Below are 13,612 nucleotides of genomic sequence, written 5' to 3'. Positions count from 1 at the left end.
GGCTCGATGGAACCGGCGCACGGAAAAGACGGCCTACTATGCGTGTTCAATTGCCCCCACGTCGAATCAGCATGAAGCACTTCCTACCTCGCTCCGCACTCGCCCTTGTCATCGGTCTGGGCAGCTTCGCGCTGGTCGGTAACGCTTCGGCAGCCAACAAGTGGGATTCGTTGAAGCCCGACCGCGACGAAGTGGTCGCCAGCCTCAACGTGGTCGAGCTGCTCAAGCGCCACCACTACAGCAAGCCGCCACTGGACGATGCCCGCTCGGTCATCATCTACGACAGCTACATCAAGCTGCTCGATCCCTCGCGCAGTTATTTCACTGCCGCGGACATCGCCGAGTTCGACAAGTGGAAGACGCAGTTCGACGACTTCCTCAAAAGTGGCAACCTCGACCCGGGCTTCACCATCTACAAGCGCTACCTCAACCGCGTGAAGGCGCGCTTGGACTTCGCCCTGGCCGAACTGAACAAGGGCGTCGACAAGATCGATTTCAATACCCAGGAAACCCTGCTGGTCGACCGTAAGGACGCTCCTTGGCTGAAGAACGACGCCGAGCTCGACGACCTGTGGCGCAAACGCGTCAAAGACGAAGTGCTGCGCCAGAAGATCGCCGGCAAGGACCTCAAGCAGATCCAGGAAACCCTGACCAAACGCTACAAGAACCAACTGGCCCGCCTCGACCAGACCCGTGCCGAAGACATCTTCCAGGCCTACATCAACACCTTCGCCATGTCCTACGATCCGCACACCAACTACCTGTCGCCCGACAGCGCGGAGAACTTCGACATCAACATGAGCCTGTCGCTCGAAGGCATCGGTGCGGTGCTGCAGAGCGACAACGACCAGGTCAAGATCGTGCGTCTGGTGCCGGCGGGGCCGGCGGCCAAGACCAAGCAGGTCTCCCCGGCCGACAAGATCATCGGTGTGGCCCAGGGCGACAAGGAAATGGTCGATGTGGTCGGCTGGCGTCTGGACGAAGTGGTCAAGCTGATCCGCGGGCCGAAGGGCTCTGTGGTGCGCCTGGAAGTGATCCCGGCCAACAATGCGCCGAACGACCAGACCAGCAAGATCGTGTCGATCACCCGCGAGGCGGTCAAGCTCGAAGAGCAGGCGGCGAAGAAGTCGATCCTCAACCTCAAGCAGGATGGCCGCGACTACAAGCTGGGCGTCATCGAAATTCCAGCCTTCTACCTGGACTTCAAAGCCTTCCGCGCTGGCGATCCGGACTACAAGAGCACCACACGCGACGTCAAGAAGCTGCTGACCGAGCTGCAGAAAGACAAGGTCGACGGCGTGGTCATCGACCTGCGCAACAACGGCGGCGGCTCGTTGCAGGAAGCCACCGAGCTGACCAGCCTGTTCATCGACAAGGGTCCGACGGTGCTGGTGCGCAACAGTGACGGTCGCGTCGATGTGTTGGAAGACGAAAACCCCGGTGCGTTCTACAAAGGCCCGCTGACCTTGCTGGTCAACCGCCTCTCGGCATCGGCATCGGAGATCTTCGCCGGCGCCATGCAGGACTACCACCGTGCGCTGATCATCGGCGGCCAGACCTTCGGCAAGGGCACCGTGCAGACCATCCAGCCGCTCAACCATGGCGAGTTGAAGCTGACCCTGGCCAAGTTCTATCGCGTTTCGGGCCAGAGCACCCAGCACCAGGGCGTGCTGCCCGATATCGACTATCCGTCGATCATCGACACCAAGGAGATCGGTGAGAGCGCCCTGCCCGAGGCCATGCCATGGGACACCATCCGCCCAGTGGTCAAGCCCGCCGTGGACCCGTTCAAGCCTTACCTGGCACGCTTGAAGGCGCAGCACGAGGCGCGTAGCGAGAAGGACGCGGAGTTCATCTACATCCGCGATCGCTTGGCGCTGACGCAAAAACTGATGACCGAGAAGACCGTCAGCCTCAACGAGCAGGAGCGCCGCACCCACCACGATGAGATCGATGCCAAGCAATTGGCATTGGAGAACATCCGTCGCAAGGCCAAGGGCGAAGAGCCGCTCAAGGAGCTGAAGAAGGTCGACGAAGACGCGCTGCCGGAAGAGGACAAGGACACCAAGCCCGAAGACGATGCCTACCTCGCAGAGACCGGGCGCATCCTGATCGACTACTTGAGCGCCAGCGGCGCGGTTTCCAAAAAGTGATCGCTAGGTAAACAGCAGAACTGATAAGGCCGGACATGAGAATGTCCGGCCTTTTTTGTTGCCGCTGCGAGCAGTGGGCAGATCAGCGTTCGATCGTCTCGCGGCCTCGTTGAGGAAGTCGCGAGCCTATGGACCGATCACTCCCATGCCTATTGCGTTTCGGGATAGCAGTATTCGAACACCCTGGCCACTTCGGAGGCATGCCATGACGCCGCCTCTAGACCATCGACCGGCCCGCTGAAACGACCGAGCCGTGCGGCGCACTCGAAAAAACCCGTGCGCGGCAACCGGCTCGCGCCCTGGCTGATCACCAGCGCGCTGCGCAACGGCTGCTCGGCACGGGTATCGAGCATGGCCAGGTGTTCCAGGGCGGCGGCAAGGGTCTGCATGGCCGGAGTGGGCAATTGCAGACGCTCGATCAGCGCACGGTACGTCAGCAGGTGGCGTTGGCGGCGGGCGAGGTCCAGTTCGCCGAGCAGGTTCTGCCAATGCTGCCGGCTGATCCTGACCTGGCTCACGGCTCATCGCTCCAGCCCGCCACACCGAGGTGCCAGGCCAGGGCACGGCGGATGGCCGCGCCGGGTTCGCGTTCCCCGGCTTCGATCATGGTCAGGTAAGCCGGACTGATGCCGACGTTGCGCGCCAGGGCCTCGGGGGCGATCTGCTTGGCCTGGCGCAACGAGCCCAGCTCGATCAAGGCTGGCAGTGCAGCGGGCGGCGGGGGTTCGACAGGGCGTTCGGTGGCGGGGGCTTCGACAGGCGACTCGCCGGCCGCTTTGAGCAGGGCCTGGAACTGCGCCCAGGGGACCACGGCGTACTCGGGTTGACCGTCGCGGCTGATGACCTGAATACCCATTGCTGACCCTCGTGTTCGGGGTGCCGACTGCACCCGGTTGGCATGATCGAAGGGCCGATTATATCCACGCAGGCGCAGAAGGGTATGCCACAGGCCAAATCAAGGGTCGCGCTTTTCCAATTGCAACGCCTCGGGGCTGGCAGGCAGGCGTTCGACGACGCGCAGCTTTTCCGGCGATTGGCTGTCGCGCCACTCGCGGAAACGCGCCAGTTCGTCGGCCACGGTTTTCATCACCCAACCCAACACGGCGATGTCATCGAGAAAACCAACGCCCAGGATCCAGTCGGGAATGGCATCGATGGGGCTGACGAAATACAGCAGGCCAGCGACGATGGTGACCAAGGCGCGCGTGCTGATGGCGCGGTACTCGCCCCGCCACCACGCCAGGCATAGCGACTGCATCAAGCGCAAATCTTCACGCATCTTGCCGAGCTTCGGCCCCTTGCGCGCGACCGCGAACAGCAAGGCGGGCAGCCGACCGCGGCTGAGCAGGCGTTCGGCCAGAGGCAGAAACCGAGCGAAATTCCAGGGTGCGCTCATGAAACCTCCAAATGACGGGCGGGTTATCCACATTTTTTGTGGATAACCTTGTGAACAGGGTCATGTTTTCAGCGTATTGCGCCCACAGGATAAGGGCCGCACTTAAATCGGGCATTTTTTACACAGTTATTTCAAACCTGTAACCGTTTGAAGACCTACAGCTAAAGCCTTTCAGCTGGCCCTGCATTGTGTGGGACCGCGGCATCCAGACAGGGTTCGCAGCGATTCTCCGATGGCCGGAAACGACAACGCCCCGTCGAGACGGGGCGCTTCGTAGCACAGAGGCGATTACTTCGCGGGTGCAGGCTCTGCTGCTGGCGCTTCGGGTGCCGACTCTTGCGGCTGGGCCTGGGCCGGGTCTTTGATGCCCAGCAGCTCCAGGTCGAAGACCAGTACCGAGTTGGCCGGGATCAGCGGGCTCGGGCTCTGGGCACCGTAAGCCAGTTCGGCCGGGATGTACAGCTTGTACTTCTCGCCGACGTGCATCAGTTGCAGGCCTTCGACCCAACCTGGAATCACACCGCTGACCGGCAGGTCGATCGGGCTGCCGCGCTCGACGGAGCTGTCGAAGACCTTGCCGTCGATCAGCTTGCCTTCATAGTGCACGGTCACGACGTCGGTAGGCTTGGGCTGTGGACCGTCGGCTTTCTTGACGACTTCGTACTGCAAGCCCGATGCGGTGGTGACCACGCCGGATTTCTTGCCGTTTTCCTCGAGGAATTTCTTGCCGGCGCTGGAAGCTTCTTCGCTGGCCTTGGCCAGACGCTCTTCGGCGCGTTTCTGCAAGGCGCTGAAGGCCTCGACCAATTCTTCGTCCTTCAGGCGCTGGTCCTTCTTGCCGACCGCGTCTTCGATGCCCAGCGCGACGGCTTTGGAATCGAGGTCGTCCATGCCTTCCTGGGCCAGGCTCTTGCCCATGTTCAGACCGATGCCGTAGGAGGCTTTCTGCGAAGGCGTCTTGAGCTCGACGTCGCTGGTCTTCGCGTCGCAGCCTGCAAGCACCAGACCTACCAGGGCAACCGCAGCCGCCAGACGATGTTGTTTCATGCTGATTCCTTGTTCATGCGCCAGAGGGGCAAATCAGGTAAGGCCGCGAGCTTAGCAGGCGGTCACGACCAATGGCTACCGGCATGAGAGCCATGGGGTGGCATGAAGTTCCTCAGGTAAAAGCTTCTTCATCGAACGCCTGGGCAGCCCGCCGCACGGCCCCACCCCATCGATGCGCCGAGGCGGGCCGTTTCAGGGATAGAGGCCGGCGCGGTAAGCCTCGGCCACTTCGCGCAACACCTCGCACAACCATTGCGCCGGCAGGCTCGACGGCAGCGCCGCGTTGCGGCAGATGCCCACCGAACCGCCGGGCTCCTGACCGCCCAGGTCGAGTTCGCAAAGATCGCCCTGACGCAGGTCGATCAGCACCGCATCGCGTGGGGCCACCCAGATCGCGTCGCTGCCCAGCACGTACCGGCGGCTCAACGACAGCGACAAGGTTTCCAGACGTTGCGCCGGCAACGCGATGGCGCACTGCACGAACAGGCTGTCGGCATGGCGGCGGATGGTGGTGCCTTCCGGCGGCAGCACCAGTGGATAGCCACTCACCCGCTCGCGGGCCTTGGCGCCTGCGCCCAGCAGTGGATGATCGGCGCGCACCACCAGGCTCATCGACTCGTTGTACAGGTGCTCGAACGACAAGCCCTGGATCTGCGGGCTGTCGGTCATGCGCCCGACCACCAGCTCCAGCTCGCCCAAGTGCAACTGGCCGAGCAGTTGCGCGCCGACGCCGGTGGCCACGCTCACCACCAGCGCCTCATGGCGCTGGTGCAGCCGGCACAGCACTTCCGGCATGAGCAACCCTTCGACCGTCGACAGCACGCCGATGCGCACCTGCGAAGGCGCACGTGCCGCGCCGCGGACACTGCCCACCCCCTCGCGCAAGGCCTGCACGCTGGGTGCGGCGTAACGCATGAAGCGCGTGCCGGCCGCGGTCAGTTGGACGCCTTGGCGGGAACGCTCGAACAGGCGCGTTTCCAGCAGCGCCTCCAATTCCTTGAGGCTTTTCGAAATCGCCGGCTGGCTGATCGCCAAAGCATCCGCCGCCCGCGCCAGACTGCCCTGGCGGGCGATTTCGAGAAAACACAGCAGGTGGCGGTATTTGATACGGGTATCGAGGTTCATCGGCAGAGGGGCGCAGACCAGTGAGGACCGGCAGCTTAGCGCATCGCCGCTGCCTAGGCGGCACGCAGGGCTAGCCCGCCCACCCTTGCGGACGATATGCTTTGTATACGTTTCGTATATCAGGAGGACTGCCCATGGGTATCGTCAAGATCGGTGACGCCCTGCACCAGGATCTGCGCATCGCCAGCACGGCACTGTCGCGCTCGATCAACGCCCAGGCCGAACACTGGATTCGCCTAGGCATGCTCGCCGAGCTGCACCCCCAAGCCACCTACGAGCAACTGCTGCGCCAATTGCTGCGCCAGGAGCAGGCCAACCTGCAGGAGCTGCTGCAATGAGCAACGTGATCATCAAGGACGCGGCGCAACTGGCGCTTATGCGCCATGCCGGCCGCCTGCTGACCCAGGTGTTCGCCGACCTTGACGGCTTCATCCGCCCAGGCGTGACCACCTTGCAGATCAACGACCGCGCCGAAGCGTTCATCCGCGCCCTGGACGCCCGCCCGGCCAGCAAGGGCCAGTACGGTTTCCCCTATGCGCTGAACACGTCGATCGACCACGTGGTGTGCCACGGCATGCCCAAGGACGACGAAGTGCTGCTCGACGGCTCGATCGTCAATGTCGACATCACCCTCGAACAAGGCGGCTACATCGCCGACTCTTCGAAAATGTATTGCGTCGGCCATGTCAACGGCGAGGCCCGACGCTTGGTCGACACCACCTACGAGGCCATGTGCAAAGGTATCGAGCAGGTCCGGCCTGGCGCCACCCTGGGCGACATCGGCCATGCCATCCAGCGCCATGCCGAGGCCGCCGGCTACAGCGTAGTGCGCGAATACTGCGGGCACGGGATCGGCAAGGACATGCACGAAGCGCCGCAGGTGCTGCACTACGGCCAGCGTGGCATGGGCATGAAGCTCAAGCCCGGCATGGTCTTCACCATCGAACCGATGCTCAACCAGGGCGCACGCGGCACCCGTACCCTGCGCGACGGTTGGACGGTGGTCACCCGCGACGGCGCCCTGTCGGCGCAGTGGGAACACACCGTGGCCGTCACCGAAAGTGGCGTCGAAGTGCTGACTTTGCGCGAGCAGGAGCGCGGCGGTCCGTTGTCGGCGCTCTAGCCCCCGTACACGGCACCAAGCGGCGGATCGGCGGTCAGAGCAGCGGGTGCTGCGCAGCCGTCCGCCCGCGCCCCTTCCTATCCATCGCCCTCGCTTGAGCCTTGCCTGGAGCCCTTTCATGGATGAACACGCGCAGCATTGGCTGCACCTGCTGTCCGCCCCCATCGCCGCCCTCAATGGGGCGAGTTTCACTGCCGCCGACTACTACGAAGACGAAGACAAGGCCGACCTCGAACGCGGTTGGGGCATCGGCAACCGCGCGCAACTGCTCGATGCCCTGGACATGGCCGACAGCGGCCACGCCCTGGAGCTGGCCGACGCCTATTGGCAATACGAGCGCTGCCTGCCGCTGCAATGGCAGCGCCGCCTGGCCGAGCTTTCGCCACGCGAGCGCATCAAATACGAATACGCCGCGCGCACCTACCCCGACTGCGGCCCGGGCGGCACCCGCGCCTGGGACCTGGCGCGCATGAGCTTCCTGCTGCGCAACGGCGTCAAGAAGGCCTATCTGACCCGTGAAGAAAGCCTGTGGCTGCACTATCGCCTGGCCCTGCGCGCCCGTCACTACTACGACAGCTGGGACGGCTACATCGCCGGCTACCTGGTGGGCAAGGCGCTGTGGAATGCGTCGGAGTGCAGCGACGAGCAGTTGCAGGCCGAATTGCAGCGCCAGGGCAGCGAGCACTGGAACCGCTGCATCGCGCTGAACCTGCGCCTGGGTGCCGAACAGTGGTTCGTCGACGTGCCCTGGGACACGCGGCTATCCGAACCCGAACGCCCGCAAACGCTGGAAGAGGACTGCTGGTCATGACGTGCTGGACCCGCCTGGGCATCGAACCGACCCAAGACCTCGACACCATTCGCCTGGCCTACCGCAAGCAACTGCCGGCGCATCACCCGGAAACCGACCCGGAGGGTTTCCAGGCCCTGCGCGAAGCCTACGAGCAGGCCCAGCGGCTGGCCCGGGAACCGGCCCAGGCCGACGTCGAGCCCGCTGGCGACGAGGCCGCGCAAGACAATCTGCATCCAACCCTGCGGGCCCTGCACCACGTGCTCGAAGAACCGGCGCTGCGCTTCGACCCGCAGGCCTGGCAGCGCCTGGTCGACGAGCTCGACGACCTGCCCCTGGAAGAACTCGACACCGTCGGCTGGCAGATGCTCGCCTGCCTGAGCGAGTGCGGGCCGATCTCGCACCGCTGCGTGGGCCTGCTGGCGCAGCGATTGGCCTGGGCCGACCAACTCCTGCGCGTGGAAAACCCACAGGAACTCGAAGCCCTGCTGCAACACCTGCAGATTCCCGACCCCTTCGACACCGGCCTGATGGGTACCTGGCCGCCCATGGTGCAGATGGAAAGCCTGTGGTACTTCCGCACCCTGGAATTCATCTTCCAGCACCGCGCCCTGTTCGAGTTCGAGCAGTTCATGGGCCAGCACACCTGCCTGGCGATACCGGACGACCCGGCGCTGATAGAGCGCCTGTACATGCAGATGAGCTTGGCCGGCATTGCCAACCCGCTCGTCCACGACCATTGGCAGGAAGCGTTGCACGCCTCGCCCGACGACCCCGACCTGCTCTACCTGCTGACCCGTCAGGCCGATGCGCTGATGGACACCGAGCAGGCCCTGCGCGGCTGGATTCGCCTGTGGCGCGAGCACCAGCACCCGCAGGCCGAGCGCTGGCTGCTGGACTACTGCGCGCGCGAGCAGCCCGAGCGATTGCCGCTGCTGATCCAGGCGTTCGACCGGCAAGAAGCGCCCGAGCATCTGCCGCAAGGCCTCAACGACCCTCTGCTGGGCGCCCCGGCGCAGAACGTCGGCACCTTGTCGCGCTGGTCGGAAGCCTCGCGCCGCCGGTTGGGCGGCATCGCTGCCACGTTCGTCGACTGGCGGCTGGATGGCGACGACGAACTGCCGCTGCTGGCCTGGCTGCTCGACGAGCAACCCGACCCGGTGCTGCAACGCCGCTACTGGCAAGCCTGGGCGCTGCACCGCGGCGAAGCCGGGCTGCTGCAACGAATCCTCCAGGCCATGCCCAGCGAGGACCCGCTCGACGGGTTGATTCTCGAAGGTTTCCAACGCCAGGCCCGGCAGCAAATGCTCTGGCTGCAGACCTCGACCGTCGCTTCGACATTGAATGAATACTGCGACAGCGACGATGCCACGCTGGACCTGCCGGAGTCGCTGCTGGCGCTGGAGGTGCATCCGGCCTGTCGCGAATGGCTGCGGCGCATGCGCCCGTACTCGGCGACCGCCGTGCTGAACCTGAACCGTCAGTTCCAGATGCGCAGCATGTTCACCGTGCCCTTCGCCCTGGCCCTGCAAGGCCGTATGGCCGAGCAAGGCATCGTGCTGCCGCCACTGCCAGCCGGCGAGGCGCTGTGGGACTGGCATCGCCATCAGCTGTTCATGCTGGCCCTGCTCGATCAGCCGACACGCTGGATGGAGCTGGTCGACGCACACGTCAGCCAGCGCCTGCAGTACCCGATCGAGCATCCGTTCCACGGCCTGCACCGCCAGTTGCTCCTGGCCCAAGCCAGCCCGGCCAAGGAAGGCCTGCTCGACTGGCTGGACCCCAACGATCCGCTGCAAAGCATGGTCGGCATCAAGCTGCTGAACCTGGCCACGGCCCTGCAGAGCGACCGTTTACCGAGCGCCGCGCAGCTTCATTCGTTCCTGGTGCAGGAACCCTGGGTACTCGACGATCATGCGCTGGGCGACTTGCTGCTGGGTGCGGTATTGCTGCACGACCGCTCGCTCGACGCCGAACAGCGCGCTTACATGCGCGAGCGGATGGAAAGACTGGCGGCGCCGCACGCCTGGTTCGAGACCCTGCGCCAGCAGCTGATCGCCGGCCAGTTCGAGCCACCCAAAGACAGCGAGATCCAATCCCTGGGCGTCGACGCCAAACTGTTCAAGCAGGCGTTGCAGGCGCTGCACCTCTTGGTCGACGAGTGCCGACCGCCCAGGACGGCCGTGCTGCAAGCCCTGCAAAAGGGCAAGGACGATGAACGACAGGACCCTGGCCTGCGCTGCGCGATCATGGCGCTGCTGACCTGGTCGGAGCGCATGTTGGCGAACATGGCCAACTACCCCAGCGAGCCGGCCTGGAAATGCTGGAAGCTCGGTAGCCGTTTGGACCGCAGAAGCTACGGCCTGCACCTGCTGGCGATGTTCGGGCTGAAAGCCGTCCTCGCCGCGCTCGGCTGGGCGGGGCCGCGCGAGGCGATCGTGCTGCTGATCGTGCCGTGGCTGGTATGCGCCGTGATCCGTCGGATCCGCGATCTAGGCTACGGAGGCGTCGTTTTGGCGGTGTTGCTGGGGATGAGCGTCGTCGTGCCCTTCATGACACTGGTCCTGCTGGCGCTACCCGGCGACCGACTGCCCAACCGCTACGGCCCGCCACCGGACGCGCCCGATCAGCTCAAACACGGCCTGCAAGCCGTGCTGCGCCGACTCAACGGTCAGTAGCGCAGTTCGTCCAGCGCCTGGCTCAATGCCTGGCGCTGGCGGCTGATCTCGCCCGGCTGCTGCCCTGCCAACACGCCGTTGAAGGCGTCGAGCCAGCTCGCGATCAATTCGCGCTCATCGCCCAACGCCTGCACCCAGGCGCGTTCCAGGCGCGCCAACAAGGTGCGGTTGGGCAACGTATCGCGCGGGTGGATCTTCAACCCGGCCAGGCGCTCATGGCTGGCCTGGCGCGCCTGCGGGTCGAGGCCGGTGGGGCTGCGGTCGATGCTGTGGCTGTGCTTGAGACCGGTGTCGATGAAAGTCACGTCCACCTCCAGCAAGCCGTTGATGTCATAGCTGAAGCGCACGTCCAGCGGCTGCACCTGGCCGGTGAGCTGCAACGGAATTTCGAAGCTGTCGACCAGGATGTTGTCGCGCACCCAGGGCCGCTCACCTTGGTAGACGGCGATGCGCACGCTGGTCTGCTCGGCGTGGGTGCTGTAGAAGCGCTGCACTTTGGAGGTGGGAATCACGGTGTTGCGCTCGATGATCGGCGAGAACGCGCCGGAAACGTCATCGCCGCGCTGCGAGGCGACGCCCAGGGTATAGGGGCACACATCGGTGAGGATCAGTTCGTCGATGGCCGCGTCGCGCGCCTTGCACGCTGCCTGAGCTGTGGCGCCGAGGGCGACGATGGTGTCCGGGTCCAGATGGCGGTAGGGCAACTTGCCGAATAGCTTGGCCACCAGTTGCTGCACTTGCGGCATGCGCGTGGCGCCGCCGACCAGTACCAGGCTGTCGAGCTCGCGCGGGCTCAGGCGGGCATCGCGCAAGGCCTGCTCGATGGGCGCGCGAACCCGTGCCAGCAGCGGTGCCCAGATGCTTTGCAGGGCGCTGTCGTCCAACTGCCATTGGCGTTGCTGGCCGTCGCCGTTCCAGTCGAGCACACGGCTGCCCTCACCTGTTTGGCACTTGAGCTGCTCGATGGCGTCATGCAGGCTGGCCAGCGCCTGGGGCGCGAGGCTTTCCAACGGCAGGTTCCAGTCGCGCAGGCAGGCGGTGAGCAACGCCTCGGTGAAATCCTCGCCGCCCAGGTAGTTGTCGCCGGTGGAGGCATGCACTTCGATCAGCGGCAAGGCGTATTCGAGCACGGTGACGTCGAAGGTACCGCCGCCCAGGTCGAACACCAGCGTGCGCTCGAACGTCTGCTCGTGCAGGCCGTAGGCCATGGCCGCTGCCGTGGGTTCGTTGATCAACCGCTGCACCTTCAGGCCTGCCAACTCCGCGGCGAACATCGTGCGCTTGCGCTGCTCGTCGCTGAAATAGGCCGGTACCGAAATCACCGCTTCGCTGACGCTGCAACCCAGGTAGGCCTCGGCGTCCTGCTTCAATGCGCCCAGTACCAAAGCCGACAGTTCTTCGGGGCTGAAGCGGTGTTCGCCCAGCTCGAAGCGCTTGTCGCTGCCCATGAAACGCTTGAACGCGCCGACCGTGCGCTCGGGGTGGGTGGTCAGGCGCGCCTTGGCTGCCTTGCCGACCAGCACGCTGCCGTCTTCGTCGACACTGACCACCGACGGCGTCAGCACCTCACCCAAGGCATTGGCGATTAGCCGCGCCTGACCGTCTTGCCAAACGGCGATGAGGCTGTTGGTAGTGCCTAGGTCGATGCCCAGGAGCGGCGCGGTGGCGGTAGGTGTGGAAACGGGCGTGTCGGCGGTGGGGGCGTCCTGCATGGGTCGGTCTCTGGCTTGCGGTGGAGGGCCGCACGCAACCCGCAGGTGCGTCCGGCAGACCTGTGGGATTGTGACGCAATGGGGGGATGAGGTGAAGGCGTTCCAAAGAGGGGGCGTTAGGACGAGTGTCTGCATCGAGCCTACGGCATAGGCAAACAGCGGACTCCGCTAAAATCTCAGGCACAAAAAAAGCGACCCTAAGGTCGCTTTCTCTGTCGTTTCCAGGTGTTCAGTGGGCCTGAAAACTCAATATGGCGCAGCGGACGGGACTCGAACCCGCGACCCCCGGCGTGACAGGCCGGTATTCTAACCGACTGAACTACCGCTGCGCTATACATCGAGTGGTGGGTGATGACGGGATCGAACCGCCGACCCTCTGCTTGTAAGGCAGATGCTCTCCCGGCTGAGCTAATCACCCTTTCGTCTCGGTGTGGCGCGCATTCTACGGAGGAGGTCCTACCCTGGCAAGCACTTTTTTCAAAATTTTTTTCAGGCCTTTCAAGGACCTAGCGTGTCTGTATTTCGCCCCACCGGCAGGGCGTCCGATTGTGCGATGACAGGACTGGCCTGTGCCTGCCCATCGGAGAATAATGCCCGCCTCATGCATTAAGGAGAGTTACCCCCTCATGTGGTTCAAGAACCTGCTGACTTATCGCCTGACCCAGGATGTGCCGTTCGAGGCCGAAGCGCTGGAGGCCGCTCTGGCCACCAAGCCGGCCCGCCCCTGCGCCAGCCAGGAGCTGACCACCTATGGCTTCGTCGCGCCGTTCGGCAAAGGTGAAGACGCCCCCTTGGTGCACGTCAGCGGCGAATACCTGCTGATCGCCGCACGCAAGGAAGAACGCATCCTGCCCAGCAGCGTGGTCAACGATGCGGTGAAGGAGAAGGTCGAAGAGATCGAGACCGAGCAGATGCGCAAGGTCTATAAGAAGGAACGCGACCAGATCAAGGACGAGATCATCCAGGCCTTCCTGCCGCGCGCGTTCATCCGCCGCGCCATGATCTTCGCCGCCATCGCTCCTCGCCTGGGCCTGGTGCTGGTCAACTCCGCCAGCGCCAAACGCGCCGAAGACCTTCTGTCGACCCTGCGTGAAGTCATGGGTTCGCTGCCGGTGCGCCCGGTCGCCGTGAAGATCGCCCCGAGCGCCACCCTCACCGACTGGGTCAAGACGCAGCAGCCGGTCGCCGACTTCGTCATCCAGGACGAATGCGAACTGAGCGACACCCACGAAGACGGCGGCACCGTGCGCTGCAAGCGCCAGGACCTGGCCAGCGAGGAAATCCAGCTGCACCTCAATGCCGGCAAGGTAGTGACCCAGCTGGCCCTGGGCTGGCAGGACAAGCTGTCGTTCGTGCTCGACGACAAGACCGTCATCAAGCGCCTGAAATTCGAGGAGCTGTTGCAGGAGCAGGCCGAACAGGACGGTGGCGAAGAGGCCGCACAGCAATTCGACGCCAGCTTCCAGCTGATGATGATGACCTTCGCCGAATTCCTTCCGGCGCTGTTCGAAGCGCTGGGCGGCGAAGACATTCCGCAAGGCGTCTGATCCGATCAAGCCATGCGGGGTGCGCGCCATGCCGGTGCCGC

Annotated in this window: 12 protein-coding genes and 2 tRNA genes; 6 read left to right on the top strand and 8 right to left on the bottom strand. The window is 64.4% G+C overall.

Annotation, left to right across the window (positions count from 1 at the left end):
* The first annotated feature begins 71 nt into the window (after positions 1 to 71).
* A complete protein-coding gene (locus tag ACSMEV_RS09305) occupies positions 72 to 2,153 on the top strand; it encodes a carboxy terminal-processing peptidase (RefSeq protein WP_459208129.1) in 2,082 nt (693 codons plus the stop codon).
* Positions 2,154 to 2,302: 149 nt separating this feature from the next.
* Here ACSMEV_RS09305 and ACSMEV_RS09300 read toward each other — a convergent pair whose 3' ends face one another.
* The 5 genes from ACSMEV_RS09300 to pcaQ form a co-directional block, all read right to left on the bottom strand.
* Positions 2,303 to 2,671 (bottom strand): hypothetical protein, encoded by a 369-nt coding sequence (locus ACSMEV_RS09300; RefSeq protein ID WP_459208128.1) that lies wholly within the window; start codon positions 2,669 to 2,671, stop codon positions 2,303 to 2,305.
* On the bottom strand, positions 2,668 to 3,009 hold the full coding sequence (locus ACSMEV_RS09295) for a helix-turn-helix domain-containing protein (protein WP_459208127.1): 342 nt from the start codon (positions 3,007 to 3,009) through the stop codon (positions 2,668 to 2,670). Before ACSMEV_RS09295 ends, ACSMEV_RS09300 begins: the two co-directional genes overlap by 4 nt.
* A 99-nt stretch (positions 3,010 to 3,108) precedes the next feature.
* Positions 3,109 to 3,549, bottom strand: a complete 441-nt coding sequence (locus tag ACSMEV_RS09290) for a YkvA family protein (protein ID WP_459208126.1) — start codon at positions 3,547 to 3,549, stop codon at positions 3,109 to 3,111.
* Between the two features lie 288 nt (positions 3,550 to 3,837).
* A complete protein-coding gene (locus tag ACSMEV_RS09285) occupies positions 3,838 to 4,596 on the bottom strand; it encodes an FKBP-type peptidyl-prolyl cis-trans isomerase (protein WP_459208125.1) in 759 nt (252 codons plus the stop codon).
* Between the two features lie 192 nt (positions 4,597 to 4,788).
* Complete coding sequence (pcaQ, locus tag ACSMEV_RS09280; RefSeq protein ID WP_459208124.1) at positions 4,789 to 5,721, bottom strand: pca operon transcription factor PcaQ; 933 nt, start codon at positions 5,719 to 5,721, stop codon at positions 4,789 to 4,791.
* Positions 5,722 to 5,855: 134 nt separating this feature from the next.
* On the opposite strand from pcaQ, the gene ACSMEV_RS09275 reads away from it, so the two are divergent.
* From ACSMEV_RS09275 to ACSMEV_RS09260, 4 genes are all read left to right on the top strand, one after another.
* Entirely contained in the window at positions 5,856 to 6,059 is a 204-nt protein-coding gene (locus ACSMEV_RS09275) for a ParD-like family protein (RefSeq protein ID WP_459208123.1), read from the top strand.
* A complete protein-coding gene (gene map / locus ACSMEV_RS09270) occupies positions 6,056 to 6,844 on the top strand; it encodes a type I methionyl aminopeptidase (RefSeq protein ID WP_459208122.1) in 789 nt (262 codons plus the stop codon). The genes ACSMEV_RS09275 and map overlap by 4 nt, the downstream gene beginning before the upstream one ends.
* 118 nt (positions 6,845 to 6,962) lie before the next feature.
* Complete coding sequence (locus tag ACSMEV_RS09265; protein WP_459208121.1) at positions 6,963 to 7,655, top strand: DUF1266 domain-containing protein; 693 nt, start codon at positions 6,963 to 6,965, stop codon at positions 7,653 to 7,655.
* Positions 7,652 to 10,312 (top strand): DUF805 domain-containing protein, encoded by a 2,661-nt coding sequence (locus ACSMEV_RS09260; protein ID WP_459208120.1) that lies wholly within the window; start codon positions 7,652 to 7,654, stop codon positions 10,310 to 10,312. The genes ACSMEV_RS09265 and ACSMEV_RS09260 overlap by 4 nt, the downstream gene beginning before the upstream one ends.
* On the opposite strand, the gene ACSMEV_RS09255 is transcribed toward ACSMEV_RS09260, so the two are convergent.
* From ACSMEV_RS09255 to ACSMEV_RS09245, 3 genes are all read right to left on the bottom strand, one after another.
* The gene (locus tag ACSMEV_RS09255) at positions 10,306 to 12,024 is read right to left on the bottom strand and encodes an Hsp70 family protein (RefSeq protein WP_459208119.1); all 1,719 of its coding nucleotides are present in this window, start codon (positions 12,022 to 12,024) and stop codon (positions 10,306 to 10,308) included. The genes ACSMEV_RS09260 and ACSMEV_RS09255 overlap by 7 nt on opposite strands.
* A gap of 252 nt (positions 12,025 to 12,276) precedes the next feature.
* Positions 12,277 to 12,353: transfer RNA gene (locus ACSMEV_RS09250), tRNA-Asp, on the bottom strand.
* A gap of 13 nt (positions 12,354 to 12,366) precedes the next feature.
* Positions 12,367 to 12,442, bottom strand: a tRNA-Val gene (locus ACSMEV_RS09245).
* A 208-nt stretch (positions 12,443 to 12,650) separates the two neighbouring features.
* Here ACSMEV_RS09245 and rdgC point away from each other — a divergent pair.
* Positions 12,651 to 13,571, top strand: a complete 921-nt coding sequence (rdgC, locus tag ACSMEV_RS09240) for a recombination-associated protein RdgC (RefSeq protein WP_313739588.1) — start codon at positions 12,651 to 12,653, stop codon at positions 13,569 to 13,571.
* Positions 13,572 to 13,612 lie beyond the last annotated feature (41 nt).

This window comes from Pseudomonas sp. MLB6B, assembly GCF_054508135.1.
This window is presented reverse-complemented; position numbering and strand designations above follow the sequence as displayed.

Bases quoted from the DNA above. Each gene is read 5' to 3' on its own strand.
- ACSMEV_RS09305 (WP_459208129.1), top strand. From the start codon at position 72: ATGAAGCACTTCCTACCTCGCTCCGCACTCGCCCTTGTCATCGGTCTG.
- ACSMEV_RS09295 (WP_459208127.1), bottom strand. From the start codon at position 3,009: ATGGGTATTCAGGTCATCAGCCGCGACGGTCAACCCGAGTACGCCGTG.
- ACSMEV_RS09290 (WP_459208126.1), bottom strand. From the start codon at position 3,549: ATGAGCGCACCCTGGAATTTCGCTCGGTTTCTGCCTCTGGCCGAACGC.
- ACSMEV_RS09285 (WP_459208125.1), bottom strand. From the start codon at position 4,596: ATGAAACAACATCGTCTGGCGGCTGCGGTTGCCCTGGTAGGTCTGGTG.
- pcaQ (WP_459208124.1), bottom strand. From the start codon at position 5,721: ATGAACCTCGATACCCGTATCAAATACCGCCACCTGCTGTGTTTTCTC.
- ACSMEV_RS09275 (WP_459208123.1), top strand. From the start codon at position 5,856: ATGGGTATCGTCAAGATCGGTGACGCCCTGCACCAGGATCTGCGCATC.
- map (WP_459208122.1), top strand. From the start codon at position 6,056: ATGAGCAACGTGATCATCAAGGACGCGGCGCAACTGGCGCTTATGCGC.
- ACSMEV_RS09265 (WP_459208121.1), top strand. From the start codon at position 6,963: ATGGATGAACACGCGCAGCATTGGCTGCACCTGCTGTCCGCCCCCATC.
- ACSMEV_RS09260 (WP_459208120.1), top strand. From the start codon at position 7,652: ATGACGTGCTGGACCCGCCTGGGCATCGAACCGACCCAAGACCTCGAC.
- ACSMEV_RS09255 (WP_459208119.1), bottom strand. From the start codon at position 12,024: ATGCAGGACGCCCCCACCGCCGACACGCCCGTTTCCACACCTACCGCC.
- rdgC (WP_313739588.1), top strand. From the start codon at position 12,651: ATGTGGTTCAAGAACCTGCTGACTTATCGCCTGACCCAGGATGTGCCG.